This window comes from Anaplasma phagocytophilum str. Webster, assembly GCF_000964685.1.
GTDB classification, from domain to species: Bacteria; Pseudomonadota; Alphaproteobacteria; order Rickettsiales; family Anaplasmataceae; genus Anaplasma; species Anaplasma phagocytophilum.
Genome location: NZ_LANS01000001.1, coordinates 365,147 through 389,143 on the forward strand (window position 1 = coordinate 365,147; position 23,997 = coordinate 389,143).

Below are 23,997 nucleotides of genomic sequence, written 5' to 3' on the forward strand. Positions count from 1 at the left end.
TTTTCTCATTTCAAAAAAGTAATCCGTACCACACCACCTTCCTCTGAGTTACGGAAACCTATAGATGCGCCATGCTCTTGCAGGATCTTCTCTACTATCGCTAACCCTAACCCAGTACCCTTTTCACGTGTAGTAACATAGGGTTCTGTAAGCCTTCCTATAATATCCTCCGAAAACCCTATACCGTTATCTCTCACTTCAACCAAAACACTCTTTTCTTCCTTTGTTACAGTAACAACGATGCGCCCCCTATCAGCATTAGGACTTGCGTTTATCGACTCGCAAGCATTCTTAAATATGTTCACGAATACTTGAGAAATCTGTTCCTGATCTATAAAAACAAGGACCTCTTCCTCAGGAAAGTGCAAATCGTAAGAAACAAAGGCTTTACCGAACTGTCCCAGAAAACTTATGTCCCTAATAATAACAGAAATGTAACACATTTTAAAGGTCGGGCTGGGCATTCGCGCGAATTGTGCAAACTCGTCCACTATACAGCTAATATTTGATACGTGCTTAATTATGGTATCTGTGTACCGCAAAAAGGTCTCTCTTCCTGATACTATCTGCTCAGCATACTTGCTCCCAAGGCGCTCTGCTGCCAGGTAAATGGGCGTAATAGGATTTTTTATTTCGTGAGCTATCCTCCTAGCTACATCTGACCACGCTGCCTTCCTTTGAGCTTCTACCAAACCAGAAATATCGTCAAATGTAATAATCAGTCCCTGAGACTTCAACCGTTCTATATTCACCGATAAGGTAAGTAACTTATGATTACGAATAATAGTGATATCACCCTTACATTTGACCATGTTTACCAGCTCCAAAACTTCTGGCAACACTTCTTCTATTGGTTTGTTGAGCTCATAGCATGACAAAAGCTCCATTGCCCTATCATTCATCAAAGTTACAGATTTTAACGGGGATAAAGCCATAACCCCCGACGATACTCCTGACAAAACAGTTTCGACGAACACTTTTCTAACATTTATTTCTCTATATGCATTTTCTAACTGCATACGTTGCTCACTTAGCCGTTCCACCATTTGATTGAATGCCTTGATCACCGTAGCGATCTCTTCACCCATAATTTTTCCTTTGTACTCTATCCTACAATCAAAATCCCCATCTTGAACCCGCTTAGTGGCTGCAAATAACTCAGATAAACGCCCCACTATACCTTTGGCAAAACCTACCCCTAACCACACCGACACAAACAACACAACCAAAAATAACAAAAGAAATGCCAGTGAAAATTGGATTTGTAATGCAGACATCTGCGTTCGCAGATTATTTAGATGCTCATGCATCTCTTCAAAGCGCAGCATATTATGCTCCAAAGCGTCGTCTGGAGGCCGAACTGCTATAAGATAAATACCAGACAAAGAATCTAACAATTGCACAGTATAGTCCTTCTGTCCTTTAGAAAAAACTACTGGCTTGTCATTAATTTCATAAAGCTCATCTTCAGTTACGTAATTAGTCCAAGATGTAGAACTAGGGTTTGCGCTAGCCAAAATCTCTCTATGACTGATAAGTAGAATTTCCGAAAAACTAAATAGCTCAGCCCCTAATGAGATCTTTTCTGACGTCCACTGCGCAGAATCTGTACCCAAATAGTTGGCAAGATGCACAGCATCCGAAACCATGACAGCAGTACTGCATTCGTCTGCACACTTCAAAGTCTCTTCAATATACCGAGTGAACGCAGGCCGTATGTTATTGTAATACCAGGCCCTCACACCATAATCAAAGAAAAGATATGCAAACCCCGAAGCAACTACAGCCGGGATCATCCCCACCAGGGTGAACACTATAACAGCCCTGGCTTGCAGCTTAAAACCTAGCTCTCCCCTATTGCACTTTATCCAAGCATGCATCGTCCAACAAGACAACGAAGCTATGCAAAGCAAGAACACTAACAGCACCCATAGGAGCAATTGTATATTCTCCTCAGTCGCAATGTTCCATGATTCCTGAACATCTAACAACGACAAAATGAGGGAAAAATCAAGAGACGCCAATCCCACAGAGCAAAATCCGGACGATAATAAGTCAACCAGAATACCCCATAGACGACGCCTCTTTCTAGCGCCTAGCCATACCATACATCCTGACAAGGCCCAAACATAGTGTTACTCCGAAAGCACCTCTAGGTTCACAGCAGAAACCTTTCCGTTATTTTCATCCAACTGGTACCTAACCTTCTGTCCTTCTCTGAGGTTATCTATTCTGCTCCTCTGCAGCGATGTAATATGTACGAAGACATCCTTCTCACCATGCCCCATAGCAGAACCCTTACTGCCTTCGGAGCTGTCCTTACAAATAAAACCATAACCCTTCTCTACGCTAAACCACTTAACATGACCGGTGTAGAACGCCTTCCCATCCACTAACTGAGACATCAAAAAACCCTAAATATTCAGACAACAAACCGCTACTCTCAAGTACCCAAGCTATCGCCTGAGTTGTAAGATACACGGCGCTTTGAGCCTATATTTTAATGTTTTACATTGCAAGAGAAATATTCTTAAAGGAGCACTTTGCCCATTAAGTTACTCACACACTAATAATATGTAGCAATTCATCAATTATACTCCCAACCACAGGGATTTACTGCCCTCTATTCATTATGTCTATGCCTAAACAGGTATAATTTATAACATACCATATACAGTATGCAAAATAATAAAAACAGAAAAAGCCCCGTATAATGAATTAATTCCCCTACTATATTAGATATCAGAGAATCTCAGGCCTATATTAAGTTAGAGGGCATAGCCTAGCATGTAAGGTAATATTTTTTCATGAATTTCTGTAATATTTTAGGATATTACCAATTATATATGCGAGAAAAAAATATTATGAACCATCAATGTAATATTTTCATATACTGTATATGCACATAGCACATCCCTCAACGGGAGTATACGTCAACTTTGAAGTGCAAACGAAATGTCACTCACGTTCTGTCCCGCGGGGCAGCTTTAGTACCATATAAAATGGAGTAGGCAGTATGCTAATCCTGCACCTTCGCACTGATATATGCTCGCTCGTACGTGTTTAAGTACACCTACAGTGCCATTAACCTTTTCTGACCTACTATAATGCGCACTACATAAATGGAACATTGAACTGCCACTAAATCAAGTAACAGCAAATGTAAAATACAACCGTATCCCCTGTTCAGATGGGATATGCATGGCATATGGTTTTAGCATGCCATATAAATCTCTCTTATTAGATCAGGGAAGGACATTGTTCACTTTGCTAAGGCGGTTGAGATTTCTCATTCCGATATTGATGGAAAGGTTTGTAGGACGAAGAAAGGCGGCTCGAGTAGCGCACCGTATGGAAAGTATGCTGAGAAAACTAATAATGGTTCGGACGGAAGTGGTAAAAATGAAGTAACAGTTTGTGGGGCTACGGCGAGGGCAAGTGGTGGTTCGTCTGGTGCAGGCGCTGCAGAGACTTTAAGAACTTTGTCGCTGGAGCTCTCATAGATGGTAGTAAGAACTGGCCTACTTCTACAGCTATTGACGGTAATAGCAATACGGCAAGAACTCCTGCACCTGACAGTAACGACAACGCCAAAGCTGTAGCCACAGACCTAGTACAGGAGCTAACCCCTGAAGAAAAAACCATAGTAGCTGGGTTACTAGCTAAAACTATTGAAGGGGGTGAGGTTGTTGAGATATGCGTATCTCCATAACGAGCATGGTTAGCTCAGGAGTAGTAGATTGTACATATAGTCTGTGCTGTGGAGGTTCGTTACAGCAATCTGAGACTTTTGGTGCTATTATCAGACACTTGGTTTATACCAGGGTAAGTAAGCTGTTTAAGATATTATCTCAGATGTGAGAGAGGTTACATGTTGCTCATGTCGGTGAGATTAGGGCAGTTTCTTCTACCTTCATAAGAATATGAGATGAGTTACTATCACCATTTCCACGGTTAGCTTTGGATGTGAGGGTTGTTTTCTAAGATATTTGGAAGTTGCAGCAACAGAATCTCATATCGAAGGCATTATCCCAATATGCACTATGAAGATCTCTTCCAGTTTCAAAAACACTGGTAAGTATGCCCATTACCTATGAATCTCTATGTAGATGTAATAAGAGCATACACAGTAACTCTTATTATTAAAAGGAAGACCAAGGGTATTAGAGATAGTGGTAGTAAGGAAGATGAAGCTGATACAGTATATCTACTAGCTAAGGAGTTAGCTTATGATGTTGTTACTGGACAGACTGATAACCTTGCTGCTGCTCTTGCCAAAACTTCGGGTAAAGACTTTGTTCAGTTTGCGAACGCTGTGGAAATCTCTCATTCCGAGATTGGTAAGAAGGTTTGTGTGACGAAGAATTACGACAGTGGGAGCAACTTTGCGAAGTACGGGACAGAATCGAATGGACAAAGTACCACAAGTCACAGGGTTGCTTTGTGTGGTGGAAAGGGTGTAGCAAGCACAGGTTTCGGAACGGCAGAGGTTTTAAGAGACTTTGTTAGAGAAACGCTACTGAGTAATGGTAGTAAGAACTGGCCAACATCTACAGGAACCGGATCTTCTAGCAACGATAATGCCACAGCTGTAGCGGGAGACCTAACAAAACTGACTCCTGAGGAAAAAACCATAGTAGCAGGGTTGCTAGCTAAAACTATTGAAGGTGGTGAGGTTGTTGAGATTAGGGCGGTTTCTTCTACCTTCAGCATGGTTAACCTTGGGTATAGAAATTGGGGTTTTATAGTTATAGGGAGCCTCACCATGCAGAGTTCGGAAGTTACTTTCGAATACTCTGTGAAGTATAAGTATGCGTATTACATATAGATCTCTAGGTAGACAAAAAGCCTGCACAATAAACCTTACTTTTAGCATAAGACTAAGAAATTAGGAAAAAGCTCAAGTGTTCTTCCTTTAGCAAAGAATATCGAATGGGGAGATTAAGCGTTGCGGAAGTGCATTACACAAACCATCTTTCACTCTGAGTACCCTAGTTAAGGTAAGTTACTAGGCAAAATTAGTGCCGTATCACTCACGAACAAACTACGATCAGCTATTTTCCATACTGAGCAGGTACGTACAGCGGCTTTATAATCTTACCTACCTTGTAATAACATTCTACCTCATGAACTCCCCACAGACTTTATAAAGGTTATCTGTACTTCGAGAGGAAGCTAATCTGTGACTAATACGGATGGTGTTTAGTACATCACTCCTAAACTAGCTTATAGGTTAAAGGCTGGTTTGAGTTATCAGCTTCTCCTGAAATCTCTGCTTTCGCGGGGGTTTCTACCACCGCGTTGTTGGAGATGGTGTCTATGATGATCTGCCTGCTCAACGTCTTGTAGATGATACTAGTCCGGCGGGCCAGCGAAAGCGGCCGTAATAGGCTCGGGATTTATGGGTATGATGTCAGGGTCTTCGGTGGCCAATACCATAACTGTCGGTTCCTTCACCATACCGCTAATGAAGAAGATGGGGATGACACCCGAAAAGGCAGCAGCAATAGAGGTATCAGCGGGAATAAATGGTCAGATAACCCCGCCAGTCATGGGAGCAGCAGCGTTTTTGATGGCCGAGTTTTTAGCGCTTTCATACTCCAGTATAGTTAAGCATGCGTTTGTGCCGGCGCTAATGGTATATATAGGGTTGCTTGTCATCGTGCATTTTGAGGCACGGAGGTTAGAAGGTAGTACTCCCGGTGTGCGCGCACCCGGTGTAGGAATTCGAGGAGTTATACTTAGACTCTTGATAACCTCGGTTTCTGTTGTTCTCCTTTTTGGCTTCGTTCATATCGTCATTGATGGGGTGTCTAGAGGCTGCAATACGCCGTATGCTCGCGTATAACCATCTCCAGTTGTATCATGTTCCTCATGCGTACTGTGAGAGTTTCTACTTGAAGGAATGTAAAATTGGGTATAGGGTTGGAGGTTAGTTTGTTCTTTATTATTGCATAGGGGTTTGCTTATGTCAGTCATGCCTGATCACTGGATCAAGGAAAGGGCCCTAAAAGATGGTATGATCTCCCCGTTCGTAGACCACAAAGAAGGCACGGGTGTTTTGTCGTATGGTTTGTCTTCCTATGGCTATGATGCTCGGCTGGATAATAAGTTCAAGATTTTTGCCAATACACACTCAGTGGTAGTGGATCCTAAGAACTTTTCGCAAGATAGCTTTGTTGATCGTGAAGGAGATTTCTGCATCATTCCACCAAACAGCTTTATGCTAGCCAAGACTGTAGAGTACTTTAACATCCCACGAGACGTTATGGTTGTTTGTGTTGGAAAGTCAACATACGCTCGCTGTGGCATCGTAGTTAATGTGACGCCTCTTGAACCAGGGTGGTCAGGCTACGTAACTCTGGAATTCTCTAATACATCTCCGTTACCTGTGAAGGTATATGCGTTTGAGGGCGCATGCCAGTTCCTCTTTTTTTCAGGCAAGGAACGTTGCAGCAAGTCTTACGACGAAGCTGGGGGCAAGTATATGGGGCAAAGTGACGTAACATTGCCAATTATTAGTTAGAGAACTTTGTAATTTACCGTCATCGATCCTTAATGCGCGCAGTTTTGCTGTGGCTTCAACAGGTGGTAATATATCGAATTTTAGAATAGATAGCGCGGGAGATTGCTCTTCACTTGTTATGGTGTGACGCCAACCTTACAGTACGGACTCTTAAGAACACAGTACAGTATACGGGCGTGCGTGGTATCACAGACTTAATGGTTATGCCAGGGTTGATAAACCTAGACTTCGCTGACGTTAAGGTTGTCATGAGTGAGATGGGCAAGGCCATGATGGGTACGGGAGAGGCAGAGGGTGAGCATAGAGCAGTTGCTGCTGCCGAAGCTGCTATCTCTAATCCTTTGCTGGACAATATATCTATGAAGGGTGCGCGGGGTATTCTCATAAATATAACCGGTGGAATGGATATGACGCTGTTTGAGGTTGATGCTGCCGCAAACCGGATACGGGAGGAAGTTGATGAGGAGGCGAATATAATCTTCGGATCTACCTTCGATGAGAATAGTGCTGGTAGAATTAGGGTATCTGTTCTGGCTACGGGTATAGATAGTACTCATACTTCAAATCCCAAGGGTAGAATGACTAGGGGCTCGGAAAGTGATCTGGGTGTCTCGGATGTTGGGGGAGATTCCGCAAGAGTTGGGGTCTCTGGTTATGCTAGGGCTGGACAAGAGAGTAGTGGTGCTCCGGCAGAGGCTGATTTGTTTTCTCGTGGCTCTGGAAATCGCAATTCCTCTTTAAACTGGAATAGTAAGTCGTTTGATGTCCCTGCGTTTTTAAGAAAGAAGTAGTGCAAGAGAGAAGGTTTTGGCTCCTAAAATCTGAGCCAGCAGATTTTGCCTGGGGTGCTCGCTACTGTTGGATTCGGTGTCAGGGAAGGCCATAATATAGAGCTAACGCTCTTCCTACGGTGCGTGGACATCTATAAATCGGTGCCTATCTACACTCATGCTCCTACTTATTTCATACTGCTTTTTCTTCAATCTCCCATCCCTGGTTTTTATAGACCCTATCACAACATATTTGTCTCCTTGATTCGCGAAATCCTGCTCACTTTTTTGCATCACAGAATATTAGTACTTAAAATCTGGAGCACTCAGAGCTATAAATGCCTCACGGTAGACATAAAGGCTCCTATGGATTCGCTGACGTTCATGGCACTAATAATGCCTTTCCACTACGAGCGACACGCAAATGAATGAAGAAGCAGTATATGGGCTAACAACTTCACTATATCACGCAGCACTCATGCTCTATAGGGGCACAGATACCTATACTGTCTTATCTATGTATAAAGCGGTACATATGGATACATAGTGTTGGAAAACGGGCTGGATAGTGAACTTTTTTCCGTTTCAAAGGATAGTTATGCAAACGTAACTCGCTTCATGTCGTGTTGCACTACGGCTTTAGATCGTAATGCGATATGTACAGCAATGAGAGTCATCCCGACGGGCAGTATACTGGCTATAAGGGGGCCACCAGTTCCGCATAATTCTATGGTGCTTTGTTTCTTCGTTAACTAAAAATGTGAGCTAGAACTCCTTCCTAAACATTTACTGACTCTGCGTAATAATGTCTACAAATTGCTATAGCCGCCGCCATAGCGCTGCTATCTTTATCTAGCGCCTATAATGGAGCGGTGACTCTGTGTCTGCTTTCGTCATGACTCGTATTCCATTAGTACTGCCACTACTATATAGCTTCAAATAACTTAAACCTGCACGGTTAAAGCAAGACTTAGGCGCATATATTGACATAACGGCCCCTATATGCACTAACATATGGCCTGGAACTTGCCATTTGTTTGGAAGGATGCTAGCAAAGTACTCAGGTTGACAGCTATCAGTGTTTGTGGTGCTTTAAATGATAGAGTGCTCTAATGTAACGTGTGTAAGGGGAGAGCGTGTTCTGTTTCGGAATCTCAGTTTTATCGCTAATCAAGGATCGATAACGGTTATTGCGGGAAAAAACGGGAGCGGGAAAACCTCGTTACTGCGCTCTATGGTAGGTTTAGTTCCCGTAAGATTTGGGAAAATAACTCTGAATGGCGAGGCTATAACAATATCTAGCACGTGTATTTCTGACATAACGTACATAGGCCATAAGAATGCATGCCACGAGCATCTGATGGTGGTTGATATCCTTGAATTTTGGGCCAATACACGGGGTAATGATAACCTCATCCTTGCCGCAGTAAACTTCTTTGAGTTGCACCGCGTATTGCACACCAAGTTTAGGCACTTATCTTCAGGTTGGAAGAGAAAAGTGGCTTTGTCTAGACTATTGATATTCAATACACACGTTTGGATGCTGGACGAGCCTTTTGCAAATTTAGACTCTGCATCTGTAGCAATGCTAAAGGAGCTCATTCTGACACGGGCAGAGCGAGGTGGCACCATAATACTTGCAGACCATAACCATGAGAACACATTTTCACAAGCACAAGTAGTAAACTTAGCGCCAGAGCCTCAGACACAACCGTAAAAGACAGGTAAATCCGCAAGAGGAAAGTTATGGTTCCTTCAGATAGATATGAGCAGGTGCAGAAGGAGGCAAAGAAAGCGTGTTCAACAAGGCTTTTGCGTATCACAATGAGGGCAACCAAAGGAAGCTAAGTATGTGGATCCGCAGCTTATAAAAGTGAGAGTATCAGGGGGAATTCCTATAAGTTTCGGGCTAGATTATAAAGCATGTATCAATCAACAAAGATATTGCGTATTAGAGTGTGTACCAGATGTCTTTTCAGCTTATACCTTCTTAGAAAACACCAATGCAATCCGCATGTGAGAAGTCATATTTATGCAGGATAAGGATTGTCAAACACGGAGAAGAGCACAGCAACTGATGATATGCCTGCAGCACTGCCTTAGATAAGAGAGTGAACACGTGAGTTTTTTGCATCTTCCTGAGCAAGACTCTAGCCCTAGTGGACGCTAAACATTTGTGAATCCACCTTCTATCTAATACTAGCCTCTATCGGGTACAAACGACGTGAGTGTTAGGAACGCGTTATACCATTAGTACGGCTACACTTTTCTGATCACTTTCAGTATATAAACCTCCAAAGCCACTACTACAAAACTCCATATTTGATGCAAAGACGCCAGATACAGTGGTACTCCATGAACCAAAGTTGCCACGCCAAACAAAAATTGCAATACGATACCAAAACACAGCATCCACGACTCTTTGAATCGCATCAGTAGGGGTATAGCCACCGCTCCCACCAGCACAACAGTAGCAAAAAACCGGTGCAGAAACTGTACAACAACTGCATTGTATAGAAATTTACCGGTTAATAGCTCTCCAGAAAGTATTTGGCTCGGAATTATGTCTCCATCCATTAGAGGAAAAGTGTTGAAGATAAGACCAGCGTCCAAGCCAGCTACCAACGCACCTAATACCATCTGCAACACTGTTATCACAAGCATAAATATCGCAAAAATATATTTGCCATGTGTAACTTTATGTACTGCAACTACACCTCTACTTTCTAAAAAGCTATGCCATAGCAGAGAAAACAGCAAAATTGTTAGAAATAAGTGTGCGGCGAGCCTGAAATGGCTTACATAAGGTACATCTACCAGACCACTCTTCACCATAAACCATCCCATTGCACCCTGTAATGCGCCCAATAATGCTACTATACCAAGTCGTGCAGCCAGGGCTCCTTTGATTTGCCTTTTTACTGCAAAATAAAGCATAGGTACGAAGAATATAATGCCGAGAATCCTGCCCAGTAATCTATGCACATATTCTGTCATGTATATGCGCTTGAAGTCACTCAGTGAGATTCCAGAATTAATGTAGAGATACTCAGGGGTCTTTGCGTATTTCTCGTGTTCTTTCGCCCAATCGGCGTCACTGATTGGGGGCAGCACACCAGTTACAGGGCGCCATTCAGTAATAGATAATCCAGAATTTGTCAGACGCGTCACACCACCAACAAAAACCATAAGAAGGACCATGATGCAACAAGTACCTAACCATGTTGCAATGTGTGATGTGCGCATATCTCTGCCTTTAAAACCGGAATTATAACGCCGTCCCTATATCTCTCACAATAAAACAGTCGTTTAACCTAGTAAACCATGTCCATAAAATGCAGTCACACATTCCCTTTGGACCAACATATATGCGCTACGATCCGAGTTTATATAACTGCAAGATTAGAGCCCATGGTTTTTAAATTACTCAATTTTGTACCTACAACGTGGGCATGTAATAGGCGCATCAAGCTGCCTGTATTTGAGGAAATTGTTATTGACATTTTCATACACTAGTGTTAGCTGTGGTGGTTGCATGAGTGGTCTGGAGTTTAAGATGGGGAGAGTGTTCTGCCTGTTGAGTCTGGTGGTTTTGGTAGCAAGTTTCCCGCTAATAAGTCGCTGGGTCTCTGGAGTTAAAAACCAAAATCAGCAGGAAATCGAGGCCATGATAGAGGAGTATATATATAAAAATCCTCATAAGGTCGTGAGCGCTTTGAGCAAAGGACAGGTTGCACTAAATAAAGCCGAGATGCGTAAGAGGGTGTTGGAGAACAAGGATCTTCTTGAGGATACCTCTTATCCACTGTTTGGTAATAAGAAGGGGGAAGTGTTCTTAGTAGAGTTCTTCGATTATTCGTGTGGATATTGTCGCACGATGCTTCCTCAAATTAAGGAAATTTTGGCTGATGGTAGGGTAGGAGTGATGCTTAGGGACCTTCCTTTGTTGGGAGAAGCCTCTATGCTTGCGGCGCGTGCTGCGCTTGCCGTGCATTTTATCAACCCTGAAAAGTACATCGACTTTTACTATGCTGCTCTGGTACACAATAAGATGTTTAGCGAGACTGAGATAGCAGATATTGCGGAGTCTATTGGGATATCATGGGAAGAGTTGGAAAGGTCTTTGGTGCAGAATGACGAAAGAATTTCTAAAATGCTGGCAGATACCAAGACTCTAGCTGCGAACCTCAATGTCAGCGGTACGCCTACTATTGTTGTTGGTGATTCTGTATTTGTAGGAGCAAGTGATCTTCAGTCACTTCGTGACATGATTCAAAGTGCAATTGATGCAAAGAATAAATAGCTTGTAGGGCTGCTGTTGTGTCAAGATCAGTAATCTGTGGTTACTTTGTAGCTTGGTCACAAGTACTATGGACGAGAAAAACTGGTAAAGTTGTTCTTGTATCAAAGCCCAAGGAATCTACAGTCACCTCGTAGCATGATCCAAAGTGCAATGGGTATACAGAAATGCCGTTAGGGTTGATCTAGAGGAATCAAAGTTAAATGATATTCAGTCACACTTCGTGACATGACCCAAATTTATACAGATAAGTAACTGGCGAAGTTGTTTCCTGAGCCAAAGTTGTCTTCAGTTACATATCCAGAGTGTGAAGAAGAGGCATGAAAATGGACCACTGCTAGAATTTTTCCACGAGCAAAATGCGGAATTAGCAGGTTTTTATAGAACATACTCAAATCTTTGGCGTAGCTTCAACACATAGCGCGCGTTCCCCAAAGACCATACCCGTGGCCTTTTTCTGGTTCGTACATGGTGAACTACTGTCTCTCTGCCATCATCGCTTTAAGATATTCCGTAATGTTGCTTATGCTGATTTCTTCTTGTTTTCCTGTCAGCATGTTCTTGCATGATACTGCGTTACGGTTTACCTCTTCATCTCCTAGAATCAGTGCAATATCAGCTTTCTGTCTATCTGCCCGTTTGATGCCCGTTTTTAATCTGGTCACTATGTCGCAGATCACTTGGACGCCGGATAAAGTCCGTCTAATCTCATAGGTGATACGCATTGCATGACTTACGACTTCCTCAGAAATCGGTAAAATAAATACACAGAACTTTCGTGTCCTAGAATAGCTCATCAATGCCGCAAGTCTTTCCACCCCACCAGCAAATCCTATTGCGGGTACATTTTCACCGCCCATAGCTGCTACAAGATTGTCGTATCTACCACCAGCAATTATCGCATCCTGTGCCCCCAGGCTCGATGTTTTATACTCAAAAACGGTGCCGGTATAGTAGTCCAACCCCCTCACCAATCTTCGATTCACTGCATATGGTATACCCAAATTCGTGAGATGGTCCTTCAATCCTTCAAAGGAAGCTCTAGTCTCAGCATCGTAAAAATCCTCGATTGAAGGCGCAGTACTGAGTATTTCTTTATCAGTAGCATCTTTCGAATCTAGAATTCTCAGAGGATTAGTCTGCAACCTTCTCCTGCTATCCTCAGAAAGCTCAGAGCGATACTTCTCAAAAAAACTAAGTAAGCTAGCCCTGTAGGCGTTCATGCACTCGCTACTTCCCAGGGAATTTATTTCTAGCGTGACATCACAGTGCAACCCAAACACTTCCAGAACACAATATGCTAGAGAGATAATTTCAGCGTCAGCTTGGCTTCCACCTGCGCCAAAGCATTCATAATTTATTTGGTGAAACTGTCTCTGCCGACATTTCTGCGGTCGCTCATAGCGAAACACTGGGCCTGCCGTGAATAGTCGTGCCGGTGGCTGCATTTTTTCGCTCAACAATAACCGCACGATTGCAGCAGTAAATTCCGGACGCAACGCAAGTACATCCCCACCACGATCCGCAAAAGTATACATTTCCTTGCCGATAACGTCTGTAGAGTCCCCCAGAGTTTTGCAAAAAACCTCTTGGAATTCAAATATAGGGGTTTGCACAGGCATAAAACCAAAGCGCTCTCCTATTTCTTGAGCAACATTTTGTATATGGAATAATTTGTAATATTCTTCAGAAAGTAAGTCCTTTGTACCTCGCACCGGTTGAAATCCACCTACTTTCATATTCCCCTATCCCTAAACTTGTTTTTATGGTGTCCCGAAGACAGCAAATGTGTACATTTTTTTTGCAAAATTATCTACCAAATTGGTACAATGCTGCAAAGTAAGAGGAACACAATGGAAAATACACGAGAAGTTCTATATGAGGGTAAGGCCAAGATTATTCTGCGCCACCCGGAAAATGAAAGGGCGGTGATACAGCATTTTAAAGATACTCTTACAGCGTTCAATGCACAAAGAAAGAGTGAGATACAGGGAAAAGGTGCATTAACTAACAGAATAAGTTCTCTTCTGATGGAACACCTTGAAGCGAGTGGCATACGTACACACTTTTTGTCATTTTTGAATGACAAAGAACAGTTGGTCAGCAAGTTGAACATGATTCCTCTAGAAGTGGTAGTTAGAAATATCGCAGCTGGAAGCATGTGTAAAAAGTTCGGAATTCCTAAGGGTAAGGTTCTGGCTGAACCCATAGTGGAGTTCTATTATAAAAACGACGAACTGTCAGACCCGATGATAGCAGAGGATCATGCAACTTGCTTTGGTCTTGCTTCAAAAAGCGAGCTCGCACGCATGCGGGAAATAGCACTGCAAGCTAATAATATTCTGAGTGCACTCTTTTCCGAAGTTAAGATCTTACTCGTGGATTTTAAGCTGGAATTTGGTAAAGATTCGCATTCTGAGCAGGAAATTGTTCTAGGAGACGAAATTAGCCCTGATACTTGTAGGCTTTGGGATACATCTACCCTTACGGTGCTGGATAAAGATCTGTACAGGTTCGACATAGGCAACATAGAAGATGGGTACAAAGAAGTTTTACAAAGGCTAGAACAGCACTTTAAAAACAAATAAAAGACCAACCTGCGCTAAGTTTTGTAAGGCGGTATTGCGTGATAACCCGGAAGGTCTAGCAATAGACGTGGAGTTTTCATGTACCGCATCTAACATACTGATACTGGATGCAACGGTGGCGCATCACAACGGCTTACTCAGCAGGCAGAAAACCCCCGTGCTCTAACCTTGCAACAAGGAAGCTCGAGCCTACTCATGCACTACGGCACGATATGGCCTACAACAGCATACATTCCTCGGTAAAACACTATTACATACACCCTCGTTAGAATTGTGGGACTCCAAACACCTCTCACGTAGCACGAGCATCTGTGTATCATGCTCATCATGTTTTGGTAAACTTTTTTATAAATTTAGTAAATTTTTTAAAATTTATTGACTTTTATTCAAAATGCAGTGCCTATTCTGAGTAATACGTAAAGATTTTTACCAATATAGTGCGTATTGTTTTGAGTTGAGGGATGATATGGGACAAGCTGAAGCAACGCGTATCAGTATACTAGAGCATGCACGCCTTTTAAATTTTTATATGTTAGAGGAAGTCTTTAAGCTTTCTCGGCATTTATCAGCAACCTGCACAGAGGAGACTATACTATCCGTAAAAGAAGAAATAGAGAGTGTATATTCTGCTTTAAGTGTCGAAGTGGCATGTCATGAGAAGGAATATTACCATGGAGCTCTCAAAGCATTAGAAGCTATTAGAGTACTCATTTGCCTCAGTAAGCTAAGAATGCATGAGAACGATGTGTACACATCCACGTATAGTGATCTGAATGCTATAGCTTCCTCTCAATTGCTAATCACAACCGAGAAACTTCGCGACGTGCTGTACATACTAATGGAGACTCTAAAACCGGTTAGAAAAAGGTTTTTTACTAACAGCGATCTCGAAGAGTGCGTAGGAAGAGTGAGAAAAACCGTGCTCAGCAACCTGACAAAAATTTGTCTTCCTAACATGGCTGTGTATTATCCCCTTATGACGCTTTTGGAGAAGATCCCATACGTTCTAACTGTTGGTGAACGTGCGATATGGTTGCGGATCTTAATAAAGTTCTCACATGAAGCCGTGGTGACACGTGAATTATTCAACGATAGTCATGTGCTACACAAGTGTCTCACACTCTTAAAGAACGTAAGAAACGCCTTACTGAAGAGAAGTCGTATAGCCGCTGCTGGGAGCGTACTGGAACCGGAAATGAACCCAGAATACATCAATATTCTACACACTGAAATCTTACGAATCACATCGAAAGCACTTCATTTCCATAAATTGTACTATCCAACCTTATCCAATAAGGTAAAACGTCTTGTAGTCTTAGGAGAGGAAATTGAGCACTTTGAGTGTTATCAAAACCACCAGCTTCTTATATTCCAAACTACACAGCATCGCCTTGTTTCACTACTTGATGAATTCCTGACTCAGAGTGCTCACTACGAAACTCAGCGTACCTACAACTCTATCGCTACTCCGAGCGAGCTACCAGCAATCTTGCATGATGTTTTATGTAGAATATCGCAAGCTGCATGTTCAATCCAAGAACTACAAAATACTGCTGATATTCCTAAACAACTCAAATTACTTGGAATAACACGTCCTTTACAAATTGATCTAATAAACAGACGCATAGGTCCCGCTATGCTGCCTGAAGCGCTAGCTGTTACTCAGGAGTTTCATGATGGTCTGAAATACATCATAGACAATGTTCATTACTTGGACCGACTAGTGCTACGTGATTTCAAAAGAATCATAACAAGAACAACCGGAAGACAAACAAAAACACCTGAGGTGTGGCATATGAAAACTGAAAAAAAATCATCTACAGCAACCTTGGTTGAGGAATATGTAAATATTGTACTTAGCTCGATGCGTTATATCTTTTTACCACGTCGTGTAGGTGATCCTCCTCAAGACACTATGCTAAACGTCTACGTATCCCTACTCACGAATGCTTTAGCATTTAACAGCAGGTATTTTGGCGTAGAAAATACTCATGTGAACAGTAAAAATATATTTGAGTTTCAGTCATACTTTGCAACAAAGAAATTGAGTTCCAGGGGAGAATTTTTGCATTTCTATGATGAACTGGAGCTCATCATAGTACAGAATGTTTTAACAGCGCCTGCCATAACTGAAAGTGCTGCCTTTATATCTTCGGAGGTGGAACCTAGTGGGGCCAATATGCCTGTACCCGTGCACTCAGATGCAGCATGGACAAACAATACATCTAGTATCAGTGTAATTGCGGAAAACAGCCGGAAAGACATCCCAAAACCTCACGCTAAAATGGTATATGAATCATCTAGTGAGGCTGGCAGTACCAAAGGATTGCAGCAGCGCCAGAGCACACTTACTAATAGCACAGAAACAGCACTAACAATGGAAAAAAATTGCACATTACTTCAAAAGCAGTACATGATGGATACAGGTAAGAGCAATGTGGGCATACGTGCACTTGAAAACTTCATCCATAGCTTTTTTGCGCACGTACCTGACGCAACAATACACAATACTCCTCATAGCACCAGTAGTGCATTAACAAGAAGTATGGCGTCTCTTGTGTCTCCGCCGCTAATTCTAAGAGCGCCCACCGTAATAACCTCTAATTACCTGTCACAAAGCCAGAATTCATTTCTACAACATTACCGTGGCCCTACTTTATCCACACCTACAAACCATGGTTATTGTCCTGTACATCTTACAGATAGGCTTTCTGCCGTGCACTTAATGCAGAATTATAACATGTCATATATAGTCAAGCATCCAAGTACGCACGCGTGCCCTACATGGTCATTACAACATGCACCCAGCGGGAATAGTTTGCAGCAAAATAAGGCTACTACTTTGGCATCCGAACAAGGGGTTAGAATGCCGCTACCCAGTGTCTTACAATCATTGCTGGCACCTAGTAGTGGTCATAGACCAATCGCAACGCATACTCATTATACGTATGGGGTTAATGCTTACAGACCTCATTTTCTCGCTTCGCCATACAATAGCAGTAATTTATACCCAGGCTATCATGGTACATATGTTCGCTATGCTGCACCAAGCCCTATGTACATGGGGCATTCAGTAAAATGCAATGAGTCTGTGGCCCGAAATATTGAACACGTAAGCAGCAATGTGGGATGTGGGCACAACTCGACTGCAGGGGAAAAAACGCTCAAAAAAGAACAGAAAAAAAGGGAAATCAAAACTAACACATCACCTTATGAACGCAATTTTTTTAGAAATCCGCGTACTACTATGGTTCCTAAACCTTTTTCTAACCAAAAGGACACATATACCTCTTGCTTGCCCCTTCTAGATTCAGCAACATCTGTCTCTATTGAGACTATAGCTAACCGCTCGTTTGCTGGCATACAACCCGCAACCAACACTACTTCTTGCTATCTTGGAGAGAACCTATTTGCCAAAAGAGGTACTTTAGCTGAGAAAAGATATAGCAAACGCGGACGTGGTAATGCTCTACACCTTGAAAAAACACAAGATACAGCACACTCACCACTACATTATGTCAGCAATGCACAAGAATGCGACATAAAGAAACCGTATCAGGGCGACACTCCTGCGACAGTAGCACATACTTCTCTGCCTTCTTCTCTAGTACATGATGCGTCCACGCAATGCATGGCGATGACAGAATGGAACACTAAGATCTGCATAGATAGCTCCTGTCAAAAAATTTCCGAACTTGTTTTAGCTAATAAACATGTGTCAGATGATATAATTTCAGAAATCCTCGAGGACGAGCCAGATCAACTTCTTGATCTTAGTGTAAGGACAAAAAGTTACTTAACAGGCAGCTTGCAAGCGACAAATCTTGAGGCATCTACCAGCGCTACTTCATTATTAGAACCTTCGGCAGATACTGTGAGCAGTGATCTTAATCAATGTGTTACCACTGGCCCAGAGGCTATAGAAGGAGCAGGACAGAAACAACATGGTACTTAATTTATATGGATCGTTGTTTCTGTGTGTCTCGCTACAAGAGATGCCTATAGCAAGATTCTCAATGCACAGTGTGTTCGGGGACCCCATCATAAACGGACCTGTGCTTTTGCTTAGGGCTACAAGATAAAGAAATTACATCTTGTATGTGGCGTGTTTTGAGCATTTTTACTAACGTCTTAGACTAGACAGCTGTGATAAGTCTCCACCCATATCTGTTGCGTTTTTGAATTCTGATGCATTTATTAGCGGTATAGTTATCGGGTGTCAGAACAAGGGCAAATACTTGTTACGGGCTTTAGTTTTGTGTGCAACGCTTAGACTGCAAGATATTCTGCAGAATAGGCTATTACATAGATTTGATATACAACGCTTGGTAACATATGCATAACACCAAAAGTTGACCAAGCACGCGCGGTAGAAACGCACCTGGAAGTACTTGTGAAGTCAAAAGAAAGCGCACACTAACTTCTCAACAACATAATTCATTACCCTTATCCTGAAATGATATCCTAGATAACTTATCCTGGTATCAACCAAGTGCCTGATAATAGCACCAAAAATCTTAGATATTAGATGTCTGTAACGTAAACGTATTCACGCAACCCTGAACTAATTCCATACATGAAACTCCTGAGTAACAGCACCTCAAATCCAGCACTAATTTCGCCGTTACTTAGCTAGGGTATTCAGGATAAAAGACGGATTGGATTGCGTTGTGCTTACTCAACACTTAATCTCTCCGTTCTTAATAATTGAATCCTAAGCAACCCATCACAGAAGTGGAAGATACCGCCCCAATCTCAACAACCCCAGCAATGATCTAAAATAGGGTCCTAGTTATAAACCTTTAACACTATAATAGAGGACTAGGAGGCTGCACGTTATGCTACTGTAACGTACCTACACAGCACATACTCTATGCATAATCATCATAATACCCAAAGTGGACCACGACGGAAGCGTTAGCAACTATTTTTAGGTTTTTGCGAAAGTAGAAGAAACCGCCCTGATTTCCACAACCTCACCCCCTTCAATAGTTTTGGCTAATAACCCTGCTACTATGGTTTTTTCGTCAGAGTTGAGCTTTGTTAGGTCTCCAGCGACAGCTTTGGCGTTGTCATTAGTTTCTGGCTTTGGAGTTCCAGTGCCGCTTGATGTGGGCCAGTTCTTACTACCATCTCCTAACAGAGTTTTCTCCGCAAAGTCATGCAAAACCTGTGGAGTGCTTGGACTTCCACTCTGACTATTGTGCCCTGCAGCACCACATCGTGCCCTTGGATATGTTGATGAATCATCGGTAGTCGCTCCGTAAACACCGTATTTATTACCACTCCCACCTTCGCGATCTTTCGTCGCACAAACCTTCTCATCGATCTTAGGAGCAGAAATCTCCACCGCCTTAGCAAACTGAACGATGTCTTTACCGGAAGTCTTGGCAAGAGCAGCAGTAAGCTTATCAGTCTGTCCAGTAACAACATCATAAGCTAACTCCTTAGCTAGTAGATATTCTGCTCCATCTTTTTCTAATAATACTGCCGCAATGCAATAGATATCGGGGTTAAATAGCTAAAAACTATTGCAGCATTGTAATTAGTATTGGTTTAGATGAATAATTCACGACCAGACATACGATTAGTGCTCAAAGCAATGTGCACTATGTCTTACCTTAGAAATCCAATAATAGAATACTAGATAACCAATCTACAAAATTCCAAATTTATCTGTAATAGCGCCATGAATAGCTGCGATGATAGAACCTGAATATCAAGCCTACCCAATAATAAATCCCGGGGTAAACACAGTACAAGAGCTCCAAATATAAAAACCTGTACCCGATTACAAAACTCAAGGCATATACAGTATAAAGAGCCTTAGATATAAAAACACAAATTACGTACAGCGCTTCAAGTTAAACTCAACAGCCGCTACCAGACATATAAAAACTTGATACTGCATTCTAAGATCTAAGACTGCTAAACAAAACATGCATAGAGACTGCTTCTAGATATATGGAAAAGCGTGGTTACTTAGTCAACTCGTAAATTAAACCCGTTCCTAAACAATATCGGGCTAATAAAAAACGAGCTACCTAGCTAGTAAATACACTGCAGCTCACCAATCGTGCTTCCATAATTCAACACATCTTAGAGAAAAAGCAGCCGAAATTATCAAAGCCCCGGAATAAACTTTAGCATGAACTACCTACCCTACGTGCACCCGTTACCAAAGCAAAATGTACTATGTACTTGTTTCTCAATAGTAGAACTCTAGTGTATCAATATACGAAACTCCAAATTCACCTCACAATAAATTCCGGGGCAAGCTTGATAGGAGTATCTTAGATAAACTTAATACCTAGCTACAGCACTAAAAAGTAACTAATAATATCTCATATATGGCTCTAGATAGACGTAAATCACACTCTCGAAGTAAGTAGAAAAGCTGCACTAAGTAAACTAAAGCCCCCGGATAACCACCGCCAGGTCTTTAGATTCCAAATTGCAAAACGTCACCTTGTGATAAGGTTTGCAAGACGACGAATGGGCATTGCTTGATGCACCCCTCTCACTAAAAGACACTGCAAAATTATCATCACTACTCGCTTTAGGAAATCTACGAGCATTCCTAGAGCAGATTCTCAATGGCATCTCACAAATATAGTTCAATTAAAAACTTTGGAACACTGCTTAAATAAACAGGAACACTAAAAACCATACTACCAAACCGTATCTTTGCCCTGACAACAGTTTCAGATGTTTTGTGCATTGCACAGCAAACGCACATTTTACGTGCTACTCTCCCAAATGATCGGACGCAATACACACTTTAGAAAATTACTTTATCAAACCAACAGCTAAATCCCTATACCACCTAAGATGCTGTTGCTTTCTTGATCTTGTCTACACGCAGCAAGCAATGTCCTCCAACATCCCTGGGATTCAAAAGACCATGAGCCGACCATATACACATAAGAATCTCTCTCACACTATATGACCAACACCCGCACCCTTCGAGATGTAACAAAAACACCTACCGGCCTAATAAGCAAATGCCACTTAGCCTGCTTAACTATGTGAGAAGGATTTGATACCCATCATACCTATCCCACACCAGTGAATCACAATACACTAACCGATAAAGAACTTAGAAAAGTGCTTCACATAGTATGCCACAAGCGGCGCAGTGAATATGAACCCATCCATTCTATCCATCACCCCACCATGCCCCGGTACAATAAACCCACTATCCTTCACTTTACACATACGCTTCACGGCTGACTCTGTAACATCACCACACTGTGCCACTACCGCTATTACAGCTCCTATCAGAATTGAGTGCGGCACATAAAATATGCCAAAAATTACAGACATAACCAAAGTGCTCACCGCACTAAAAGCTATACCAGCCCATAAACCAACCCAGGTTTTACCAGGGCTAATAGCCGGAATGATCTTACGAGTGCCTAAGGTCCGCCCTAGAAAATACGCCGCAGTATCCGTGCTCCAAATACTCAGTATTAACCAGGACAATATTATAGTTCCATGAGGAAGAGTATATATATACGCCATAGAAGCATACGGCAAAGCTATCATTGCTACAGCAGGAATGTAAAACCACCTGTGACCACAAGTCATCTGATGCCACTCAAAAGACGATACCATCGCTAAAGAAAATAGCAAAAGGTAAAATAGTACCCCACCATAACTTAACCCAACTACGAACGCTCCTCCCCAAAATCCCGCAGTTACCAACCTTATAAGAAAGTTCCTATCTACTGCACGTACTTTACAACTCGACAAACGTGTCTTTAACTTTTCAATGCAACGCTTAGGCATTTCTCGAACTCCACTGACCTTCACCACACCCCCGAAACAAGTTTATCCCCAGCAAAGAACATCGCCTATGCCGCCGTATTAAATTTACTATCCGCACCTTGTCACACGCGCTCACCAGAGTACTATCTAGCACATTTCTCGTATCATACCAATAGCATCCTACATACTAGAACAGCTCCCTATTAAAATAATCTCCACAAAACGGCCATACAAGCTGCTGACAAGTTATCATCTCAAGACTTTTACAGCAAATGTTACACCCATGTTATTACATCTTGGTTACGTACCTGTCCTATGCAACAACTTCGCCCCTATACCACCGCTTCAATCCTTAACCACAACTTACACTTACCACTACTAATAACTGCGTCCTCCCGCAACCTACATAAAATAACACGCAACCCTGGCACAAAGAACTGTATATCACTTTTTCGAAGGATTCTGGCCAGCAACACCCGCGCGCTTTGAAGCCATATTGCAATGCAATACACCTAAGCAACCTATATAACCCAAGGATAAAGAATACTCCTCGCCCTTCTAACCTAGGATCTCACTTTCCTTGCTGGTATAAGCATCGGCAATTTTCTTGATAAAAGAATCGGTAATTTTCTGGATTTCCGCACTAACACCATGCATGTCATCTTCTGATATTTCTTTGTTATCTTGCAGAGACTTCAGCCTCTCTATGGCATCTCTCCTGATGTTACGTATAGAAACCTTGCTCTCCTCAGCGAGTTTGTTCAGCATTTTAACCAAGTTCTTCCGCACATCATTCGTGAGCTCAGGAACGACAAGCCTAACAGTACTTGACTCACACGTCATACCAAATCCCATGTTAGAAGCTTCAATAGCCGACTTCACCTCTCCTAGAATACTAGCATCCCAAAGAGAAACCAACAGCGTACGACCATTTACCGATATGCTAGAAACTGTGTTCAATTTCACCTTATTGCCGTAGTAACTGACAGAAATACCGTCCAACAACGACGCACTCACCCTTCCTGTCCGTATACCCGATATGTCATTCAAGAACATGGCATAAGTCTTGTCCATCCTCTCTTGAGCATATTGCCTAATCGCTCCAGTAGCCACTTCCCCTCCTATCCAGATATAGTAGTAAACGTACCCCTTCCCTTCATCACTTCCGAAAAAGCATTCTCTTTCCCTAGATCAAACACAATTATAGGAATAGAATTCTCCCTCGCGAGCGACACCGCGGCAGCATCCATTATCTTTAAATCTGACGCAAGTAAGTCATGGTAGGAGATTTTGTCGTATCTTGTAGCAGAACAATCCTTCTTTGGATCTGATGAATATACACCATCCACCTGTGTGCCCTTGAATATAGCATCACAACGCATCTCTATGCTTCTCAACACAGCAGCGGTATCCGTAGTAAAGAAAGGGCTACCAATCCCTGCAGCACATATAACCACTCTGCCCTTCTCTAGATGACGTATAGCACGCCTTCTAATGTACGTCTCACACACAGCAGTCATCGGAATAGCAGAAAGCACCCTACTCGCTATCCCCATATCCTCAAGTGAATTCTGCAACGCTAAGGCATTGATCATAGTAGCAAGCATACCTACATAATCATTACTAGCTCTTTCAAAGCCAAACGAGGTAGATGAGCCACGGAAGATATTGCCACCACCAACCACAATACACAGCTCCACCCCAGATTCTCTCACCTTCTTCAAGTCACACGACAACTTTCCTATGACATCCTGATCGAACCCAAAACCTCTCTCTCCGGCAAGTGCCTCTCCCGATACCTTCAGCAAAACCCTAGAATAACGCACATTCTCCACAACATTACAATCGATTGACATAATCCAAGCGTAAGTTCCACCCCCGTGGGCACAGTCAGCGTTGATTATACTACAATACACTAAATAATCAATCTAGCTAGATACGGAGCCCCCAAAGCGCAAATTGATACACAACACAAAGCACTATGCACACCGCAGGAGGAACAAAAAGTCAAAAATACCCAGCTATAACACCACATGCTCTTTC

The 23,997-nt window shown here is 42.4% G+C and carries 18 protein-coding genes and 5 pseudogenes; 11 read left to right on the forward strand and 12 right to left on the reverse strand.

Annotated elements, in window-relative coordinates; genetic code table 11:
* Positions 1 to 5: 5 nt before the first annotated feature.
* Both APHWEB_RS01480 and APHWEB_RS01485 read right to left on the reverse strand, forming a co-directional pair.
* Complete coding sequence (locus tag APHWEB_RS01480) at positions 6 to 2,108, reverse strand: sensor histidine kinase NtrY-like (RefSeq protein WP_020849222.1); 2,103 nt, start codon at positions 2,106 to 2,108, stop codon at positions 6 to 8.
* Between the two features lie 27 nt (positions 2,109 to 2,135).
* Complete coding sequence (locus tag APHWEB_RS01485) at positions 2,136 to 2,405, reverse strand: cold-shock protein (protein WP_011450286.1); 270 nt, start codon at positions 2,403 to 2,405, stop codon at positions 2,136 to 2,138.
* Between the two features lie 796 nt (positions 2,406 to 3,201).
* On the opposite strand from APHWEB_RS01485, the gene APHWEB_RS01490 reads away from it, so the two are divergent.
* The 7 genes and pseudogenes from APHWEB_RS01490 to APHWEB_RS01515 form a co-directional block, all read left to right on the forward strand.
* Positions 3,202 to 3,411, forward strand: coding sequence for a hypothetical protein (locus tag APHWEB_RS01490; protein ID WP_020848773.1), 210 nt, complete (start codon positions 3,202 to 3,204; stop codon positions 3,409 to 3,411).
* Between the two features lie 4 nt (positions 3,412 to 3,415).
* Complete coding sequence (locus tag APHWEB_RS01495) at positions 3,416 to 3,712, forward strand: hypothetical protein (protein ID WP_020848772.1); 297 nt, start codon at positions 3,416 to 3,418, stop codon at positions 3,710 to 3,712.
* 438 nt (positions 3,713 to 4,150) lie between these two features.
* Positions 4,151 to 4,729 (forward strand): annotated as a pseudogene (locus tag APHWEB_RS01500) (P44/Msp2 family outer membrane protein); the annotation flags it as partial.
* A 477-nt stretch (positions 4,730 to 5,206) separates the two neighbouring features.
* A pseudogene (locus APHWEB_RS06770) lies at positions 5,207 to 5,387 on the forward strand (P44/Msp2 family outer membrane protein); the annotation flags it as partial.
* Positions 5,363 to 5,809 (forward strand): annotated as a pseudogene (locus APHWEB_RS01505) (TRAP transporter large permease subunit); the annotation flags it as partial. The pseudogenes APHWEB_RS06770 and APHWEB_RS01505, both read left to right, overlap by 25 nt.
* A gap of 159 nt (positions 5,810 to 5,968) precedes the next feature.
* A complete protein-coding gene (gene dcd / locus APHWEB_RS01510; protein WP_011450283.1) occupies positions 5,969 to 6,526 on the forward strand; it encodes a dCTP deaminase in 558 nt (185 codons plus the stop codon).
* Positions 6,527 to 6,675: 149 nt separating this feature from the next.
* Positions 6,676 to 7,317 (forward strand): annotated as a pseudogene (locus APHWEB_RS01515) (cell division protein FtsZ); the annotation flags it as partial.
* A gap of 114 nt (positions 7,318 to 7,431) precedes the next feature.
* Here the strand turns inward: APHWEB_RS01515 and APHWEB_RS06255 are convergent.
* Complete coding sequence (locus APHWEB_RS06255) at positions 7,432 to 7,593, reverse strand: hypothetical protein (protein ID WP_011450281.1); 162 nt, start codon at positions 7,591 to 7,593, stop codon at positions 7,432 to 7,434.
* Between the two features lie 799 nt (positions 7,594 to 8,392).
* Between APHWEB_RS06255 and ccmA the strand changes: the two genes are divergently transcribed.
* Entirely contained in the window at positions 8,393 to 9,013 is a 621-nt protein-coding gene (ccmA, locus tag APHWEB_RS01520; protein WP_011450278.1) for a heme ABC exporter ATP-binding protein CcmA, read from the forward strand.
* A gap of 542 nt (positions 9,014 to 9,555) precedes the next feature.
* Here ccmA and APHWEB_RS01525 read toward each other — a convergent pair.
* Positions 9,556 to 10,485 carry a COX15/CtaA family protein gene (locus APHWEB_RS01525; protein ID WP_230468223.1) on the reverse strand — a complete coding sequence of 310 codons (930 nt, stop codon included), beginning with the start codon at positions 10,483 to 10,485 and terminating at the stop codon, positions 9,556 to 9,558.
* A 346-nt stretch (positions 10,486 to 10,831) separates the two neighbouring features.
* Between APHWEB_RS01525 and APHWEB_RS01530 the strand changes: the two genes are divergently transcribed.
* Complete coding sequence (locus tag APHWEB_RS01530) at positions 10,832 to 11,599, forward strand: DsbA family protein (protein ID WP_020848768.1); 768 nt, start codon at positions 10,832 to 10,834, stop codon at positions 11,597 to 11,599.
* Positions 11,600 to 12,072: 473 nt separating this feature from the next.
* Here APHWEB_RS01530 and hisS read toward each other — a convergent pair whose 3' ends face one another.
* Positions 12,073 to 13,335: a histidine--tRNA ligase gene (gene hisS / locus APHWEB_RS01535; RefSeq protein WP_011450273.1), complete on the reverse strand. Its 1,263-nt coding sequence runs from the start codon at positions 13,333 to 13,335 to the stop codon at positions 12,073 to 12,075.
* A 114-nt stretch (positions 13,336 to 13,449) separates the two neighbouring features.
* On the opposite strand from hisS, the gene purC reads away from it, so the two are divergent.
* Positions 13,450 to 14,184, forward strand: a complete 735-nt coding sequence (gene purC, locus APHWEB_RS01540) for a phosphoribosylaminoimidazolesuccinocarboxamide synthase (RefSeq protein ID WP_011450272.1) — start codon at positions 13,450 to 13,452, stop codon at positions 14,182 to 14,184.
* Between the two features lie 454 nt (positions 14,185 to 14,638).
* Positions 14,639 to 18,139, forward strand: a complete 3,501-nt coding sequence (locus tag APHWEB_RS01545) for a hypothetical protein (RefSeq protein ID WP_155370090.1) — start codon at positions 14,639 to 14,641, stop codon at positions 18,137 to 18,139.
* Positions 18,140 to 19,129: 990 nt separating this feature from the next.
* Here the strand turns inward: APHWEB_RS01545 and APHWEB_RS07125 are convergent.
* The 7 genes and pseudogenes from APHWEB_RS07125 to pyrH form a co-directional block, all read right to left on the reverse strand.
* Positions 19,130 to 19,645: pseudogene (locus tag APHWEB_RS07125) on the reverse strand (P44/Msp2 family outer membrane protein); the annotation flags it as partial.
* A 950-nt stretch (positions 19,646 to 20,595) separates the two neighbouring features.
* The gene (locus tag APHWEB_RS01555; protein ID WP_011450268.1) at positions 20,596 to 20,805 is read right to left on the reverse strand and encodes a hypothetical protein; all 210 of its coding nucleotides are present in this window, start codon (positions 20,803 to 20,805) and stop codon (positions 20,596 to 20,598) included.
* A 205-nt stretch (positions 20,806 to 21,010) separates the two neighbouring features.
* Entirely contained in the window at positions 21,011 to 21,169 is a 159-nt protein-coding gene (locus tag APHWEB_RS06260) for a hypothetical protein (protein ID WP_155237120.1), read from the reverse strand.
* 98 nt (positions 21,170 to 21,267) lie between these two features.
* Entirely contained in the window at positions 21,268 to 22,002 is a 735-nt protein-coding gene (locus APHWEB_RS01560) for a phosphatidate cytidylyltransferase (protein WP_226988824.1), read from the reverse strand.
* A 284-nt stretch (positions 22,003 to 22,286) separates the two neighbouring features.
* Positions 22,287 to 22,466 carry a hypothetical protein gene (locus tag APHWEB_RS06265; RefSeq protein ID WP_020848763.1) on the reverse strand — a complete coding sequence of 60 codons (180 nt, stop codon included), beginning with the start codon at positions 22,464 to 22,466 and terminating at the stop codon, positions 22,287 to 22,289.
* A 46-nt stretch (positions 22,467 to 22,512) separates the two neighbouring features.
* Positions 22,513 to 23,028, reverse strand: coding sequence for a ribosome recycling factor (gene frr, locus APHWEB_RS01565; protein ID WP_044104153.1), 516 nt, complete (start codon positions 23,026 to 23,028; stop codon positions 22,513 to 22,515).
* A 47-nt stretch (positions 23,029 to 23,075) separates the two neighbouring features.
* Entirely contained in the window at positions 23,076 to 23,810 is a 735-nt protein-coding gene (gene pyrH, locus APHWEB_RS01570; protein ID WP_011450265.1) for a UMP kinase, read from the reverse strand.
* Positions 23,811 to 23,997: the final 187 nt, after the last annotated feature.